We start from the raw sequence: 16,916 nt of genomic DNA, 5'->3' as shown, positions 1-16,916 counted from the left end.
TGCGCGCTAGTGCTGGGCGGCGATGTCTCGCTGGTGCGGAATTAGTCATTAGCTAGACTCCCAGGGGGCCTCATCTTGGAATTAACTTCTGGAAATCCTCAGAGATCTCGACGCCGAGCAATTGCCACGCGCGAGCCATCTCCTCTACCGGTATGATTGGTTGCTTGACATTGTCCCACTCAGCCAACGTCGATCGGCGATACTCGATTCCCAAAAGCTCTATAATGTTTGATTCGTAAGTTCGTATCCAATCGATCAAATCCAAGGTCAGGGACACACAGCAATTTCGCTGAGACTCCGTAGGTACGCTTAACTTCGGCAAGTCCTCACTGGACCAGGGTGGGCATTCTAGTCTCGCGTCTGTTGTGAATTTTGGCCGAAACTTGAAACGAGGCAGGAAGACACCGCCTCGTTGAGAATCTCCAAAGAACACTCCAAACCCACGTAAAACAACACGTCGATCTTGCGGCAGATCCAGGGTATACACGCTGGAACATTTTTTGCGATGGGCGGGTGGCTCAATGCGAGTAAAGCCCACCTCGAGTAGCCAATTGCCCTCGGCACGAAGAACGTCGCGTCCCCAGCACCAGACCTGCTGGCTCAGCAGACCCACCGCATGTTTAATGAATTCTGCTTCACTTCGTTTGTGATGATTCACTTGGCGTGCAACCGACATCTCAATCAGCCTCGGCAGTGGTAATCGCTGCGATGTTTGCTAATAACCAGGCGGACGCGGCAGCCAACTGCAACCAATCCCCATTAGAGCTGATTCCATAAGTCAGCACACTGGCAATCCAACAAAGGCTGGCAACCGTTTGCCCGAGCCACTCAATTCGTAGCGCTCGTGCCAGTCGGCTTTTCCCCGCGCCAGACGCGATCTCCCTGCTGTTGGTCCCACTCATCGTGTTCGCCCCACTCGGAGACGCGGCGGGAGCCCGTACGGTGGCCCCTTCGTCATAACCTGTCAACATACCTCGCACTCCTCCCCACAACATGAGAGATCATCTAAATACATCCCCCATTGGCGATACTTTTCTAACTCTTCCGCCGGCAGTCCCAGCGAGCTGGCGATTGCTTTGGCAACGACGGCGAAACGCTGGCGATACTTGTAGATAAAGCAAAAGACGTGATTGTCATGTCGAACAGCGGGGCCGCAGAGGAACATCCCCGGTACGACAGTCGACTCATCCTGCTCACTCAGCAATGGATATCCATCGTCGCGTTGCTCGAACAAGTCTGCGACCAGCTTGTGACTTCCTGCAAACCCACCTGCCAAAAGCGGCGGAACACTGGTTTGAAACCGACGTCCATCCTGCGCTGTGACTTTATACTGATTGCCCACACGAGTCACCGATTTGATCGGCGTTTCTGGAAACAACTCCACGTAGTCTTCAAACCATTCTTCTCGCATTCGTTCGCGCGAATACGTAGAGAGCGCTACACTGGGATCGGAACGTTCGTCTTTCCACGGACAGTCTTTGTCGAACAAACGGACTCGTTTGTCATAAAACGCCAGGTGATAAGCTGCATCAACACCACTCTCATAACCACCGATAATGATGAAGTCGTCTCCCTCAAGATCTTCATAGCTGGCAATTGTCGCAGTGTGTTGACAGAATTCACTGCCAACGAACCCATTCAAGCGTGGATATTGGTATTCGCCCGCGGCCCAAATCACATGCTTGGCTCGCAAGGTTTCGTCAGCTGTCTCGATGTGAAAGTCTTCACCGGGCTTCGAAATACGCTTCACCTCGGTTTTCTCTTGGATCGGTACCTCGAAAAATTTAGCAACTCCTCGTAGATGCGACGCGTATTCGCGACCAGTCGGATGCTCAACCTCCATGCTGAACGCGGGTGAAACACCAATCGCGATCGAATTCAGGTCGAGCATGCCAATCGAATTGCTCGGAAAAGAGGGGGTGATGAATCGAGTCTCGTCTGGCCATGAGGCAAATGACGCTCCGACCCTGTGTCGCTCGAGTACCACGAAATTCTCAATGCCCGCATGCATCAGGGCTATCGCCACTCCCACACCCGCAGCACCACCTCCGACGACAATGACATCGTAAAGTTTTACCTTAACTGAAGTTGTCATCAGTCGACCTCCTCGATTTCGAGTTCGATTTGAGGTAAAGGATCTTCCAGATCGGACCAGGCATCGGGACCCAGTTCGAATTCAGTATCTGTCAGCAAACACCGATCAAGGATTCTTTCGATACGTTCCTGATCCAGTCCTTGCCCGATAAACACCAGTTTCTGATGTCGGTCTCCGTATTCACCGAGAAACCTCGAGCGAATCTCCGCAATTTCTTCTTCGTCGCTCGGCCATTCCTCCTCGGGAGCGGATGCCCACCAGAATCCAATCGGATTCAGGCGAATTGAACAACCCGCCTGTGACCAGTCGTAGGCCCAGTCATGGCGCGATGCGATCCACATCAACCCCTTACTCCGCAGAATGCCGTCGAACAAGCCATCATCGAGATTGTCATCGAGGACGTCGTTTAATCGCTTGGGATGAAAGGGCCGGTCACGATGGTAAACAAAGCTGGATATCCCGTACTCTTCTGTCTCGGTTTGCTCCTCTCCCCGTGGCACTGCCAGCCACTCCGGCATTTCTTCTGCTTCAGACAACTGAAAACGGCCTGTGCCCAGAATTGCGGACAGAGGAACACGGCTTTCTGTGGTGTGCAGAATCTCGGAGTTCGGATTGAGTCGCCGGATAATCTGGTCCAGTTGCTCCAATTCATACGGCGAGATGAGATCCGTTTTATTAATGATGATCACATTGGCGAATTCAACCTGATCGACCAACAAATCGACGATATTACGATCATCTTCTTCGCTCAGACCGATACGACGATCCGTCAGATCATCCCAGGAGCCAAAATCCTTCATGAAACTTCCGGCATCAACAACTGTCACCATTGTGTCTAGTTCGGCGAGCTGTGACAAACTGTTTCCCTCTTCGTCCTCAAACGTGAATGTTTCAGCGACCGGCATCGGTTCGCTGATTCCAGTCGATTCGATCAGCAGGTAGTCGAACCTCCCTTCACTGGCCAACCGACTCACTTCGACCAGCAGATCCTCTCGCAAAGTGCAGCAGATACAACCGTTTGTCATCTCGACAAGTTGTTCTTCCGTTCGAGAGAGATCTGCACCGCCGTCGCGTACCAAGGCTGCGTCGATGTTGACCTCGCTCATGTCATTGACGATCACGGCGATACGCATTTTTTCGCGGTTAGCCAGAATGTGATTCAGCAGTGTCGTCTTGCCAGCGCCGAGGAAACCGCTAAGCACGGTAACTGGTAAGTGGGATCGTGGTGATTCTTTCTTCTGCATAGGTAACTCCAACGCTCGGTTCGTGATGGGAGAAGGGGCTCCTGAGAAATGAGCAATTCCAAAATGGGTATCGGTTGAATCGCCGTCGACTGGCAATCGCTCAGACCCTTCCCCCAGAGTGTTTTAATGCAAATATAACGCAAATGCAAATCAATTGCAAGTAGGGTTGAATTATATTGTGACCAGGACTCTGAAGGATCTCGTTTGGCCCTAGCCTGCCATTCGAGTGCTCTTGAAGCAGCGAGCTGCCTTGCGTTTCGCCTTGGGCGCGGATGTGAAACAAACCTTGTGCAGTTTCACTATCTCGTCCGAATAAACTGTTGAAACGTCGCTGTCTCAGAAGCCGGTGACGATTGACACGTGCCAAGAATCGACCATTTTAGAAGACATCCACAAAACTAGTGACCAGGTAACAGCTATTACCCAGTCATTATTTTAATGGGCGTTTTTTAAAACAGTGATTTTACAGTTTGGCTTCAAAAACAAGACATCTGAAGATTCTCGTTACAGTACTAGCTAAGCTGCATATAGCACCGGTCATCGGCACCGGGGGCGAATCGTAAACATTCCAGACTGTCCCCAGTCAATCCGTGTGGAGATGTGTTGCACGATAACTTTAAGCTCAGATAGATCTCGGTATTGTTCTTTGGCCCTTTTAAGAATTACACGTTGGTTGGAGTCGCATCTCATTTTGAAGTAATCAGGAGTTGTCCCAAGGGGTCTCGTCACTATAATCATAAATGTTTAGGATTAGAGGGATAGCAAAGGGAATTTTCATCAACCCCACTTTACTATTCTGGATCCGTCTGCTCCAAATTCGACAGACCTTTGGGATTACAGGAATCTAACACTGTTTTCCATCTTGAGTCGAGAATTCAATTCCATGAATACTTATGTAAATATACTTATATCAATTCTTTGCGGATTAATTTTGTTGTCAGGCTGCAGCGAGAGCAAGTCGACTAAAAAAGCATCTACGAGAAACTTGGCGCCGCCCGTACCAGTCGTGGATGCGAGCGAGCTTAAGGAACTCGTGGAGAGCTCAAAAGAACCTGTACTTGTGGAATTCAGCGTCATGACCGGTTGTTTTCGTTGTAATGATATGCGACCACAGGTCCAGCAACTGCTGGGTAATCTCAAGGGACGCGCGGAAGTTGTCCGCTTGGATTTTCATTCCAACCAGGCTCTTGCAGCCTCGCTCGGCGCAACCGTTTGCCCCAGCTATGTGTTCTTTTCCAATGGAAAACCGCTTTGGACTCAGAATTATCCGACTTCGGGGGGACTACTCAGCACCAGGGTTTTGCAACAGCTAACCATCAATTCGCAATCTCAGTCAGAACATCGATCAAAGGAAGATTCCACATCGTTCTGACTTGTTCATTATAATTGGATGGGAAAATTGCAGCGGTAACGAGTAGTTAGAAATTGCAATTACTGTTGCAACATGCACGTGCCCGAACCTCCATCGTCTCGCCAACTTCACCGTTCTCGAAAATCGTTTTAAAGCACATACAACGGCATTGAGCATTTCCTTACCAGTATCCAATTCTGATCGAGACGAGAGGCTAAATAGTGCTCCTTTGCCAAAAGTGTTCGATCGGAAAAGCGGTTTACAACACGCCCGGTGGTTTGATCTGACTCGTGCCTCTGGCTACTTATCCAGAGACGTTTGCCAAAGATGAACCTTCAGTACAGAGCAAGGTCACACGTGTCTGGTGAGATGGTCCCAAGGCTGTCGCTCTAGAATCCATTCAGTTTCAGTGGATGAACCACTCTCGCGTGGCACGCAGAGCAGTCTTGAAGCTCCACACCCGTTGGCTTGCCGTGATGAAAGAACTTGTAATTGTCAAACTTTCCGTGTTGATCAATCGCGCCGTCGTGACCCACATGGCAGAGAGCACACTTCTGCAGTTCTTGCCGTCCCGCGTGACCATGAAAGTAATCAAATGCGTCAAAGCCATAGCCAATCGCAGGAACGTTTTTCGCTTGGAGAATGGCTTCAATTCGAGTGGAGACTCCGTTGCGAATGACGGTGAAAGCGACCTTACTTTTTGGACCGTGGAGATTCACTAACGCAGTCAATTGCTCACGATTGATGAGCAGTTGGTCCTCAAATTTGTGGAGCACATCGTAAGGCTGCAACCCCGACTTCGCCGCAGCACTGCCATCGACAACATGCTCGACGATCAGTCCAACGTCTTCAGACAGTTTCAAGTGTTTTCGCAACGCCTGGCTTAGCTTGCTGACGTGAACTCCCAGCGTCGTTTTTTTAACCTTCTGCGTTGTCGACGATTTATTCTCGGTTTGAGAATCTGCCGCACTTTCCGATTTCGATTCGACAATTCCGGAGGATGGTTTAGCACTCTTGTTCGTCTGTCCCATCGAATACACTTGTATGCCGATTAGGATTAAGCAGATGAACAAAGCCATTAAAACAACATACGGAATGCGTTTCGTGATAGACATGGTAAACTCCTCGTATTGTTGGACAGGAAAGTACGTTTGTAGTCACGGAAAACTTCGCAGCCGGATCGTTAAATCTCCGGTGAAGGAAGAACAACCATTTCACGGACTGGCAAGGTATTCTCGCGCTGCTGCTGGCGCGATTTCACCACGCGATAGGTTTGAGACGGCCGTTTGCCGTCCAGCAGAACAAAGCCTTCATCAATGATCTGGGCTGCATGCCCATGCAACGGCGCTATAGCACTCTCGCGTAGCGACAGAGGGGGCGATTGATCCACCGAACGCGATGCAAGAGTCTTGGTCGCGCCGTCCATAGTCAGTAAATGAGATTGGGAATCCTCAGGGTCAAGTATGTGGTCCTGTGGAATCCACCTGCCGATACATATTCCGACCGATGCACAGATCAAAGCTGTTGCAGCCAGCGACCGCCAGCCAAAACTCGCCGTCGGTGCAGGATCGACTTTCACGGGACTTTGCCGCCGAGTCAAATCGAAGACCGCGTCGTCCAGTTCCTGAGACGGTTGTTGCAACGACATTTGTTCTAACAGTTTTTCGATAGGCTGTTTTTCGTTTTGGCTCATATCTGATCTCGCAAACAAGTTTCTAGTTTTTGTAAAGCGCGCCGATATCGCGTCGCGACCGTCTTGGCCGGAATCCCCGCTGCTTCTCCGGCCTGTTCAAAAGTCAGCCCGGCCAATCCTTTAAGTACAATCGCCTCGCGTTCGTCTTCACGAAGGTTTTCAATCGCTTTCCGAAGAATTTGATCACGTTCTTTAGTGAGCAAATGAAATTGTGGATCCATCTCCTTCAGTTGCGGGCTATAGCCATTGAACAACGATATCGACACCTGCTGGTCTCGTCTTCGTGACCGTTGCATATCGATTGCCGCATTACGCACCACCTTGAAAACGTAGGAAACGGGATCTCCCTCTGGCGGTTTCCGACCAGCCATTTTGGCAAAAGCCTCATGTACAGCGTCTTCCGCCTGTTGGCGTGAGCCGGTGATCGATAACGCCAGAGAGAACAAACCCTGCCGATGATTGAGGTAAAGAACTCTCAACAATTCGGGCAAATTACTCAATCTCCATGAAGACAAGACACGATTTGACTTATTGTTGAAATATAACACGCTTGGTGTGTTCACATTTCTTCAAGAAAACGGCTCTTTTCAGAGAAATATCTTTGTCGATTCCACGTCTTGACGTGAAACCGAGAGCTCGCTCTTGAAAAAGGTTGATTAAATCGTACGTGTTGATGCTCATCCCGACAAGAATTGTCTCGTGAGATCTAATCTCGCAAAAAGGGATGAGTTTGACTGGCGCGTATGGAGTCCGCAAATTGGGTCCTTTTACTGTTGTTCTCAAAACAGAATATCTGTCGGTATAGTGGCCTGTGCTAGCACAACTGGATAGAGCACCGGTCATTGGAACGGGCGGGTTGACAGCGATTTTGCACGTACCTATATTGAATTTTGGGCCAGATGAGTGGACCTTGAAACAGAATCGTTTTCTCATGTTTGTGTGGAGCCAAGGGCATTGAAAGGCAAGGTTCGCTACATTGTTGTTGTGCTGCTGCTCTTTGTTGTTGCCGGTGTGATCGTTGGCGGCTTTCTTTTGAGGCAGGTACGCCAGGAGTCAAACTGGCAACCATTCGTTCATTCGCCACCAGCCTATCCGGATTCGACGAACTCGCATCTCGAAGGTGGCTATTATCTCGACAAAATTCAGCCGATTTTCAACCGGCGTTGTATTGTATGTCATGGGTGTCTCGATTCGCCCTGTTTACTCAAGCTCACCTGTTACGAAGGACTGATCCGCGGGGCGCGGAAAGGCAATCCCGATGGCACACACTTGTTTGCGGAAAAACCCGTTCGTTTGACTGACCAGCCTTCTCTGGCGGCATGGCGCGAACAAGGCTTCTGTAGTGTCGTCGAACAACAGGGGCCACCTGAAGAGCGGCCCGCCAAGAGCATTCTGTTTCGCATGCTGGTGGCCGGTACTGAGCATAACCAGCCGCCCTTTGATTTGAAGCCGATCCAACCTGTCTACCAGTTAGTTAATTCTCATATTTGCCCGTGCAATCAGGGGATGGATGCTTATCTGAAGAAGCGACCGACTGCGGGAATGCCTTTTGGTCTCCCTGCCCTGACACCAGACGAGAATCAAGTCTTTTCCGAATGGATTTCCGCCGGCTCACCGGGCCCCACGGCCGACGTGATGGCCGAGGTTAAAAAATTGGCACAGCCTGAAGTCATCGCCCGCTGGGAAGCGTTTTTTAACCAGGAAGCCGAGCTGTCACCGTTGGTGAGCCGCTTTATTTTCGAACATGCCTTCCTGGCGACGTTGCATTTCCAAGAATCGCCAGGCGAGTATTTCAGGCTGGTGCGCTCCACCACGCCGCCAATCCAGATCAAAACCAGCACAGACGGCAACAGTGTCGTTGTTGCAAGTCCGATTCATGAAATCAAGACAGCCCGGCCCTATGACACGCCGTATCTCGCCGGAGTCGACAAGTTCTACTACCGCCTGAAAAAGGTGACCGAAGCGCGGGTCCAGAAGTCGCTGTTTGTGTGGCAGCTCGATGACGCCAAACTTCAGCGCCTCGACGAACTCTTTTTTCAAGTCGATGCAATAGCCGGTAAGAGCCTGACGCCCGGCTACGCAAGCCACAACCCGTTCGAAGTTTTCCAGGCGATCCCCGCGCGATCGCGTTCACTGTTCCTGGTAGAGAATTCTCACTTGATTGTCAGCGGCATGATTCGTGGGCCGGTCTGCGTCGGGAATCTGGCGACCTACGCCATTAAAGACAATTTCTGGGTCTTCTTCGTTGATCCTGCTCATGATCCGTCCGTATTGAAGCCGGAACTCGGTCTCCAGTCGTGGGAAGATTTCATGGGTTATGGCATCAAGGGCAATGTCGAATACAACGACGCCTATAACCGGGTGCTCAATAAATACAAGCCGACCGGTTATCAAATCACCGATGTCTGGGACGGGAACCAGGAAAACTCAAACGCCTGGCTGACCATCTTGCGCAATGAAACTAACGCCACCGTGCTGCGAGGGCGACAGGGCGGTATTCCGCCCACATTCTGGCTGATCGACTACAGCGGCTTCGAACGACTCTACTATTCCCTGGTTGTCAACTACGAATACTATGGTAGCGTCGAACAAAAGCTTGCCACCTGGGAATTCATGAGCCGGCTGCGGCAGGAGTTCGAAGATAACTTTCTCCGGCTGCTGCCTGTCGACAAACGTCAGAAGTACCGCGACCTCTGGACGCGTGGCATCGGTCAGGAACTGCTCTTCAGGATGCCCTTTCCAGGCGAAGACATTGGCAAGGGGTTCGATGTTGAAGGAGCAGACCCCATCTCAGGCGTACTCAGCAAGATTCAAAGCCGCTTTACGGAAGCCGTCAGTGGACCACCCGACCTGCTTAATCCCGGCAAGAAACCGGAAGTTAAATTATCGGATCCGGTTAAAGATTTCGCTGGCTGGGAAGCGGCTGTATCCACGCTCACCGTGCGGACCCATCTGAAGTTCACGCAGTTTTTACCCAGCAACACATTCGTCCGTTTGACTATGGGTGAAGAGAGCCGCGTCTATTCGTTGGTGGCTAACCGTTCGTATGCTTTTAATAACGTCGTGTTCGATGAAAACGGCGCCCGGCAGCCTGAGCTTGATACGATGAGCGTCTACCACGGCCTCGTCGGAGATTTTCCGAATCTCATTATCGATTTGAAAATTGAGCAGGCGTCGGCATTTCTCACAGAACTCAACGCCGTCTCAACGACCGCACAGTGGTCAGCCTGGAAGGAAAAGTACGGCATGCTTCGTAACACGGCGGCCTTCTGGCCGTTCTTGGATTGGCTGACTGACTGGAACTTTGACAATCGTCAACCGGACGCCGGATACTTTGACCTGAAATACTACATGCTGCTCGATTCCATGAATTGATGGTTGGGCTGTCCCCGAAAGTGAATCCAGACGAGTGGCGACTGAGTCAGAGGGTAGCCCATAGAGGGAACTGCCGGTGATCTAGGATGAATTGTGCTACGTGGCCTGATGCTGCTCAGTTTCGACTGCCCGCGTAGAAAAATACGGCAGAATAATGCGGGGCCATCTTTTCATGGAGTGCTGGCAAAGCAGTGAGCTCAACCCCAGCGCACAAGCAAACAAGTTCTGTGAAGTCACATTCTACCCGATCAGAACCGGCACACGGGAGATGAATTTTGAGAACTAACTTTACCTCGAAATGAAAGCAGATGTTGATCGCTTTAAGCTCAAAATGAAACTTGCTTGAGTATGAGGCAATAATAGGTCGCCACCCTGCGCATTGTTTTACAAGAAAATTGATTATAAAACGTTCGAAGAACCGATCTAGATTACTAGATAACGTCACGCTTCACTGAGCTGACGGTGATGACTTTCCATTTGAGACCGACCCAGCCGCCGGCTTTTGTGTACGCAATGGTTTGCCAGTCGCTTCCTGACATCCCTTGTCCGAAATCTGGCTTTAGATGAAGTCGACGCGACGGTTTAATTTGTCTTCGACGTCATATTTCGAGAGACCGAAATACAGCGGACATTACCACTCCTGTCACGACAAATGAGTCGACCGTTTGCAAGGATGACATGGGGCCAGGCATCGGTTTTCGATAGAATGCTCTCAGTGGCAAGTTGTGTGTATTTTTTTGGTGATCGTTTTGCTGTCTCGACGAGTGATAGATCACCCTTGTTTGCATACACGATCAGACGATTATCGCCAGTCAGAATGCAGGAGCCCTGCGAACCGACTTTTCCGCCAGACCACAGTTCTTTCCCTGTTTTAAAGTCGATGCAGTGAACTCTACGCCACGCCCAGTAAACGTGACCCGAGTGAATCAGCGGACTGCAGACTCCCGATGCCAATTTGTTTTCCCAGACTTTTGTTGCCCCGTTTAGCGTTACTTTTAGTCGACACATTGAGAAATGGTTGTAGGCCGATGTAATAATCACTGAATCTCCACTGACGGCTGGTGTAGCGATGTTATTGGCAAAATCCGTAGTCCAGGGATATATGGCGACGGTCTGGCCTGAGTTCGGGCCGTCGATTCTCGTCACGACAAGATTCCGCAGTGTCAGGACGGCTACGCAAGGGACCCCCTGAATAACGATCGGCACCGGACCACCGGTGTGACCGGCTTCATCCCGATTCTCTGATTTCCACAGCTCACGGCCGGTTCGTTTATTGAACGCGACAAGGTTACCAGATTTGCCACCGACTTCCACGATGAGTTGATTGCCGATGACAACTGGCGAACTCATATAGCCGTAATCTCTCCGTGTCTTTTTGCGTACAGCAACTTCGGGCCGCCGCTGGGCCTTGTATTGTTCATAAAGATTCAGCGACCAGACACGCCGGCCTTTGTCTCGCGTGTCCCAGGCGTGCAGGTCTCCATCAACACCAAGCGTGAAAAGCATACCGGTCTCCGAGTCATACTCGGGAGTAGAACATGCTCCTGAATACAGACCTTTATCACCAATGGAGAAGCGACCATATCGTGGCGAGTCGTAAGTCTGGCGCCACTTTTCCTTACCGCTTTCGGCGTCCAGGCAGATGATCGTATCGCGATTGTTAGACCAGCCTGCGAGATAGACTCGGTTGCTGATGACGAGGGGAGATGAACTGCCCTCGCCGACAGACACTCTCCATAATTCTTCCTTGAGCCACGACTTTCCATCCCAGCCAGAGGACTCCGAGGTAACGTCATTCCGGTTCGCTCCTCGCCAGTGAGGCCAGTCGGCGCTTTCTGCAGGCACAATTGATAACAAAGTGATTAGCAGTGCGAGGTAACGAATCATGAAACACCATGACTTTCTTTAGCTTCGTAACAAGTTTTGCGTTTTATCGTACAAAAGCGACGCGTTGACCTATGATACAAAGCGTGCCTGGACGAACCAACTATAGTCTTGAAATGCGTGCGCTTAGATTATGCTATTGAATCTGATAACTTGTGCGAACAGAACCGAGTCCTATTTGGCAAAAAAGGTATAAGTTCTTGGATCACATACAAAATTTGTTTTAAAGTTAGATTCTCAGAGTGTCTCCCTCTAGTTGGCCGAGTGCCGGTCTTTGTGTCCTGAATTGCCGTCTTGTTATTCAAAGTGGCGAGAAGTCGTCGGCAAGCCCGTTTTCTGGTCAAGCATTCATACCAATGTTGCTCACGAAATGAGCAACGCGACATCTGTGAAAAAAGTGATTATGGGAAAGAGTGTAAGAAGCAGACGATGCCGAAGATGTAGACGATTGATCTAAACCGATCAATTTTTGTGTGTCACTGTTCAGCTCGATAAACAAGTTTAAAACTCTCCAATGATCTCACCATCATTGATCCACACGAGATTTCTCCACAATTCAAGATTTATATTTTCTGATACAAAACGCACGGAAGCATCTCCTAATATCACTTGCACGCCGCCTGCGTGCATGCTTCTTGCGGATGCATGGTTTGCATTCGTTGATCCCGGTACGCAGGGTAAATTGGCGTGCGGGATGTTGTTGGGGCTTGGTTGTCCTGCAATATCTCCACAAAAACGGGTATTATTTAAAATATTATCGGGCACTTTGGAATTTGGAGTATTGGTAGGATAGATCATCTGGCAGCCAGCTCGCGATGTATAAGGCCAGCCACGATGGTCGTGGAATGTTGTTGATTCCGTGGATGGATTTCCGGTGAGATATTCAGCAACGACAATCGTATTAGACGAACCATCTGTCATGTCACGAATTCTGGCTCCACGGTTGATTCCAAAAGTAGCAAACTTATCACGCGGATCATTGATATATTCTCCGTCATTCAGTCCCGAGAAGAATCCGAGGTAATTTGTTGTGAAGGGACGTACATAATAGGTCACCCCACCTGTTTTTGATGTTCCACCACGACCATCGCTGGGGCACAGGAAAACTGGAAAGCCCTTCTGTAACACTTCGTTGGGCCAAGTCGACTGAGCCGCAATTTCCCAAGGGGGAACAAGATCTAGCTGATTCATTTCCTCATAAACATTTTTTAATTCCAGATAGGGCAATAAATGATGGAGAAAGTAAGGCCACTCCGGTAACGAAAATCGTAACGAGGGAACTCTGTGAATGTTTCCCGGTGGAAGTGTCGTAAAATTACTGTGATAATTCTGCAAAGCGAGACCAATTTGTCGGAGATTATTTTTGCAGGAGGATCGACGGGCTGCCTCTCGGGCCTGTTGCACTGCTGGGAGAAGCAATGCAATCAAGATCGCAATCACAGCAATTACGACGAGAAGTTCTATCAAAGTGAAACCATATGGTTGAATACTTGATTCTCGTTTTGTTTTTTTGTTATACATAGTTATACTTTTCTTGTGCTACGGCGATAATTTGTAAATCAAAACGTTACGAAATATTACTGAAATGACATGACAACGAATGTTTGTGTTGATTTCATATTAAAATTCGAAACATGTTCAAGACTTTTGAAGAACTATTGCAATAAACAAATTTACGGTTGGATAATTTTTTCCACAGTTTTCTGACCTTCTCTGAATCCTGGAACATCACTAAATTGTTGATATAAAGGATCATGGACGAATCGACGCGCGTATTGACTCTGAGGGTCAATAAATTGCGGGACAAAAATATCTAGTAACTTCTTGAATTTCTTTGTGGCTCGATGTTGGTGCGGTGAATGGGGAGTTTCTTCCCGACACAACAAGCAATACCCGGTGAGTACCATAAAGGTATTGGAGCCATTCAGAGGCTCTAAATCTTCGGGTTGCGGTGAAAATTCCAGGCACTTTCGAAAAGCCGTCAGAGCCTCGTTATCCTGTCTGGCGGCATGCAAAGCATAAGATAGTCTCAAATATTGAATAGCGGCTCCACCAGCATATCCTCTTCGCTCGGGATACTGCTGCAGTAGGGTAGAATATTCATCACCAGCAGAGCGGAATATTTTAATTGCCTGCTCCAAATCCATTTCCGATTTACCATGTTCCAAGTATTTGATCCACAGGGCTTCGGCATAATTTCCGTATCCGCGCGCCAATTCCTGTGAATAGCGAATGACTAAGGGGTGCTGTTTTTTCATGTCATGGCAAATCTTGATTCCCTCTTGGGCAACTTGTTTAACCCCTTCGAAGTCTTTTTCCCCACGATACGACAGAATGGCATTAAATAGAATTCTGATTTGGAGTTGTCTGATTTGAGCAGTCGATTGGTCGGGAAGATGTTCCGTATCTCTCGCATTCAGAATGGAAAGAGCATTCCGATAGACCTCAATCGCCTCTTTCCTGCGAGTCAGTTTGTGAAGCGTTAATGCTTCTGTATTTTGTGCTGCGACAAGTTCCAAAGCTGTGCTTAGCTGACTATTTTGATTCAGTAATTTCTTTTGCGCGGCAACTGAATTTCGGGCATGGGATAACGAAGTTTTCATCCATTGAATGCGGGTATCGCTCAATGTTGACCGCTCTGCTCGTTGGTAGCCTAAAGACATTTTCAGTTTATCAATTGCAGATGATTCGACCAATTTCTGTGCATCAGTCAGTAATTTCTGTTGGTCGGCGTATTGCGTCTCGGCTGATTTAATCAAGCGATCTGCCAGGTCCAATTTCCCCGCGAGGATTGCCAGAAGAGCATGTTCCCTGGTTGCTTCGATGGCCAACTGGGAACGCTTTGGCTTGGTTTGCGAATTTGCAGAAGCAACGGAACTATTGGCCAATTCGACGGCTTGTTTACTGGCTTCCAGTGCTCGGGAAAGATGTCCCGTTTCGTATTCGATTTTTGCTAAACGAATCGTTCCCTGAGCAGCGCGTGCCAGTTCTTCCGAAGTGCCTGTTTTTTGTTCAGACCAGATGCGATATTGATCCGCCAACTCCATAAGTAAACGAGTTCTCAAAGTTTGTAATTGAGGGGTGGCCAGTACTTCATCCTGCATAATCAAATCAGCAAATTGTTCCAGGCTGGTAAAGAGTAGTTCGTTGGCTTGACGTTGGTTATCTAGTGCTTTTTTTGTTTCCTCCTGTTCCTTAAGAATTGCTTGCCGTGAATCATCAATACGTAGCAATTCCCATGTTAGGCCAACTGCAAACAGAGTTGCTACTGCTGTTACCGCAACTCCAATCCCTGTGCGATGTAGGGTACGGCTACTAACACTTTGGCGAACATAATCCCGCTTGGCTTGTTCGTGCTCTCCCCAGATCAATTGATCCCGAAACTTGAGTATATTGGATAGGTCTTTGCTCGACAGTAGATATTTCCTCGTTCGTTCACGTGCCCAGAAACGGTACTTACGATCAAGCAAGCTACTTGCCTGCTCGGCTGGTGGTAGGACTGCACCTGTGAGATTTCGAATTGCCGCGATCAGGCGGTTATGAACGAGACGATATCGTTTTGGTCTGTTGCTGATTTGTTCAAGAATTCGGGCATGAGGAGAAGCCAAATAGTCGAGATAATTCTCAGTACGTCGTAAAGTGAGACCAGCCGTTTTTGCCATCCATTTTACAGACTTTCCTTCTGAAATTCGCTGGTCAGTTTGCGGATGAAAAAGTAGGAGTAGTGCTCTCAAGAGGCCCTCTCGATCCGACTCGGTAATTTGTTCTAGCCTATCATTCAGATAATCTGTGAGTAGACCAGAGTGACCAACTGAATCGAGATAGTTGCCAATATTCGATGCCGAATCTTGCTTATGAGAAAGTTCGCTCAGGACAAGCATACAAATACCAAGGTCCACGGGAGACACTTCATCATGCTCGGCCACGCCGTGGATCAGCTGTGAAATATTTTTCGAACTAAGATCTAGATTCCCTATTTCCGAAAGTACAGAAACGATTGCAGTAGCCTGTGATTCAGAAAACCGCTTCACAGAAAGACGCGGCATCGTGGTCTTTAAGGTTTGTTCGAAATCCATCCAATCTGCCGCATAGTCTCTTTGAAACGAAACGATCCAGGTTGTTTGAACGGGACGTTTGCGTTGAGCAACAGATTTCAAGCATTCAAAAATAGCTTTATCCGATCTCATCTTAAGTTGCTCAAATTGGTCAATGATTATGACGGGAAAACGAGGGTCATTGATGGCAGTTGCTTCGTCAAGAGAATTCATCTCTGTTCCACACTGCATACGAAGGGAGTGCAGGAGTGCCTGCTCTGATTCTCTAGGACTTGCCTCCCAATAAATAGGCCCAGACTTACAGTCTTTTAAAGCGTGAGTTAAACCTGCGCGAAGAAGAGAGGTTTTTCCACAACCAGATTCCCCCATTACTACGATCAAGGAAATTTGATCATCGAGAATCCCGTTGAGCAGCTCTTCTGTTTCCTTGTTGCGACCTAGTTTTGAAAATAGCTCTGCATCTTGAGGACCGAACGCGCCAGGTCCTTTAAACGGAATAGGTTTTGTGGGTGAAGATTCGAGTTGAATTGATGCTGGTAAAGTATGCCTCCAAACATATACCCCTCCTGCAAACAAAAGCAGTCCACTAGCAGAGAGAAAAACGAGGCGCGTATAACTAACCAAATCCAGGAAGTCAGCAAATGATTCAGGGAGCTTAAAGCTCAATAAGCCTGATGCTATGAAACACATAACTGATAAGAGGAGCAATACCTGTTCTCGACGACCATACCGGATCGTTCGAACAATTGCTTTTAGACGTTCGTCCCAGGTCTCACTTTGTTTAACAACGTCCATTGAATAGTTTCTTAGCAATAAGTGTGATTCTCACAGTCTATACAGACAAATAATGAGCGTAATTCCTCCGCTACAATTATCTGTATAGTATAAAATCGGCCCTCTGTTATCTACATGTTTACTAGAGGAGTGAGACTTATTGTATACTAGTGATTTAAAAGTTATAACCATCCAGACTGAACAAAATATCCGACACGTCAAAAAATTATGGTTGGGATTCACAAAGATAAATCAAGAAACGTTAGATTCTCAGAGTGTCTCCCTCTAGTTGGCCGAGTGCCGGTCTTTGTGTCCTGAATTGCCGTCTTGTTATTCAAAGTGGCGAGAAGTCGTCGGCAAGCCTGTTTTCTGGTCAAGCATTCATACCGATGTTGCTCACGAAATTGAGCAACTCGACTTCTGTGAAAAAAGTGATCATGGGAAG

Annotated in this window: 12 protein-coding genes; 2 read left to right on the top strand and 10 right to left on the bottom strand. The window is 48.6% G+C overall.

What is annotated here, in order from left to right:
- Positions 1 to 70: 70 nt before the first annotated feature.
- The 4 genes from V144x_RS26660 to zigA are packed head-to-tail and all read right to left on the bottom strand — an operon-like array spanning position 71 to position 3,339.
- On the bottom strand, positions 71 to 676 hold the full coding sequence (locus V144x_RS26660) for a hypothetical protein (protein WP_144989993.1): 606 nt from the start codon (positions 674 to 676) through the stop codon (positions 71 to 73).
- Between the two features lies 1 nt (position 677).
- Positions 678 to 971 (bottom strand): hypothetical protein, encoded by a 294-nt coding sequence (locus V144x_RS26655; RefSeq protein WP_197998655.1) that lies wholly within the window; start codon positions 969 to 971, stop codon positions 678 to 680.
- Positions 965 to 2,095, bottom strand: a complete 1,131-nt coding sequence (locus tag V144x_RS26650; RefSeq protein WP_144989991.1) for an NAD(P)/FAD-dependent oxidoreductase — start codon at positions 2,093 to 2,095, stop codon at positions 965 to 967. Before V144x_RS26650 ends, V144x_RS26655 begins: the two co-directional genes overlap by 7 nt.
- Positions 2,095 to 3,339: a zinc metallochaperone GTPase ZigA gene (gene zigA / locus V144x_RS26645; protein WP_144991177.1), complete on the bottom strand. Its 1,245-nt coding sequence runs from the start codon at positions 3,337 to 3,339 to the stop codon at positions 2,095 to 2,097. Before zigA ends, V144x_RS26650 begins: the two co-directional genes overlap by 1 nt.
- A gap of 934 nt (positions 3,340 to 4,273) precedes the next feature.
- On the opposite strand from zigA, the gene V144x_RS26640 reads away from it, so the two are divergent.
- Positions 4,274 to 4,711: a thioredoxin family protein gene (locus tag V144x_RS26640; protein ID WP_197998654.1), complete on the top strand. Its 438-nt coding sequence runs from the start codon at positions 4,274 to 4,276 to the stop codon at positions 4,709 to 4,711.
- A 368-nt stretch (positions 4,712 to 5,079) separates the two neighbouring features.
- On the opposite strand, the gene V144x_RS26635 is transcribed toward V144x_RS26640, so the two are convergent.
- The 3 genes from V144x_RS26635 to V144x_RS26625 all read right to left on the bottom strand — a co-directional run bounded on the left by V144x_RS26635 (position 5,080) and on the right by V144x_RS26625 (position 6,865).
- A complete protein-coding gene (locus tag V144x_RS26635) occupies positions 5,080 to 5,805 on the bottom strand; it encodes a PDZ domain-containing protein (protein ID WP_144989987.1) in 726 nt (241 codons plus the stop codon).
- A 68-nt stretch (positions 5,806 to 5,873) separates the two neighbouring features.
- Positions 5,874 to 6,383 carry a hypothetical protein gene (locus V144x_RS26630; RefSeq protein WP_144989984.1) on the bottom strand — a complete coding sequence of 170 codons (510 nt, stop codon included), beginning with the start codon at positions 6,381 to 6,383 and terminating at the stop codon, positions 5,874 to 5,876.
- Positions 6,380 to 6,865 carry an RNA polymerase sigma factor gene (locus V144x_RS26625; protein ID WP_197998653.1) on the bottom strand — a complete coding sequence of 162 codons (486 nt, stop codon included), beginning with the start codon at positions 6,863 to 6,865 and terminating at the stop codon, positions 6,380 to 6,382. The genes V144x_RS26630 and V144x_RS26625 overlap by 4 nt, the downstream gene beginning before the upstream one ends.
- Before the next feature lie 472 nt (positions 6,866 to 7,337).
- Between V144x_RS26625 and V144x_RS26620 the strand changes: the two genes are divergently transcribed.
- Positions 7,338 to 9,758: a fatty acid cis/trans isomerase gene (locus tag V144x_RS26620; RefSeq protein ID WP_197998652.1), complete on the top strand. Its 2,421-nt coding sequence runs from the start codon at positions 7,338 to 7,340 to the stop codon at positions 9,756 to 9,758.
- Between the two features lie 582 nt (positions 9,759 to 10,340).
- Here the strand turns inward: V144x_RS26620 and V144x_RS26615 are convergent.
- The 3 genes from V144x_RS26615 to V144x_RS26605 form a co-directional block, all read right to left on the bottom strand.
- Positions 10,341 to 11,645 (bottom strand): outer membrane protein assembly factor BamB family protein, encoded by a 1,305-nt coding sequence (locus V144x_RS26615; protein ID WP_144989978.1) that lies wholly within the window; start codon positions 11,643 to 11,645, stop codon positions 10,341 to 10,343.
- 498 nt (positions 11,646 to 12,143) lie between these two features.
- Positions 12,144 to 13,163, bottom strand: coding sequence for a DUF1559 domain-containing protein (locus tag V144x_RS26610; protein ID WP_144989976.1), 1,020 nt, complete (start codon positions 13,161 to 13,163; stop codon positions 12,144 to 12,146).
- 152 nt (positions 13,164 to 13,315) lie between these two features.
- Positions 13,316 to 16,492 (bottom strand): nSTAND1 domain-containing NTPase, encoded by a 3,177-nt coding sequence (locus tag V144x_RS26605; protein WP_144989973.1) that lies wholly within the window; start codon positions 16,490 to 16,492, stop codon positions 13,316 to 13,318.
- Positions 16,493 to 16,916 lie beyond the last annotated feature (424 nt).

It is taken from the genome of Gimesia aquarii, from assembly GCF_007748195.1.
Lineage (GTDB): Bacteria > Planctomycetota > Planctomycetia > Planctomycetales > Planctomycetaceae > Gimesia > Gimesia aquarii.
The sequence above is the reverse complement of the archived record's forward strand: the minus strand, read 5'-3'. Positions and strand labels throughout refer to the sequence as shown.

What these genes read in the sequence shown, in the direction of transcription:
- V144x_RS26660 (WP_144989993.1), bottom strand. Translation starts at nt 676, where the DNA reads ATGTCGGTTGCACGCCAAGTGAATCATCACAAACGAAGTGAAGCAGAA.
- V144x_RS26655 (WP_197998655.1), bottom strand. Translation starts at nt 971, where the DNA reads ATGTTGACAGGTTATGACGAAGGGGCCACCGTACGGGCTCCCGCCGCG.
- V144x_RS26650 (WP_144989991.1), bottom strand. Translation starts at nt 2,095, where the DNA reads ATGACAACTTCAGTTAAGGTAAAACTTTACGATGTCATTGTCGTCGGA.
- zigA (WP_144991177.1), bottom strand. Translation starts at nt 3,339, where the DNA reads ATGCAGAAGAAAGAATCACCACGATCCCACTTACCAGTTACCGTGCTT.
- V144x_RS26635 (WP_144989987.1), bottom strand. Translation starts at nt 5,805, where the DNA reads ATGTCTATCACGAAACGCATTCCGTATGTTGTTTTAATGGCTTTGTTC.
- V144x_RS26630 (WP_144989984.1), bottom strand. Translation starts at nt 6,383, where the DNA reads ATGAGCCAAAACGAAAAACAGCCTATCGAAAAACTGTTAGAACAAATG.
- V144x_RS26615 (WP_144989978.1), bottom strand. Translation starts at nt 11,645, where the DNA reads ATGATTCGTTACCTCGCACTGCTAATCACTTTGTTATCAATTGTGCCT.
- V144x_RS26610 (WP_144989976.1), bottom strand. Translation starts at nt 13,163, where the DNA reads ATGTATAACAAAAAAACAAAACGAGAATCAAGTATTCAACCATATGGT.
- V144x_RS26605 (WP_144989973.1), bottom strand. Translation starts at nt 16,492, where the DNA reads ATGGACGTTGTTAAACAAAGTGAGACCTGGGACGAACGTCTAAAAGCA.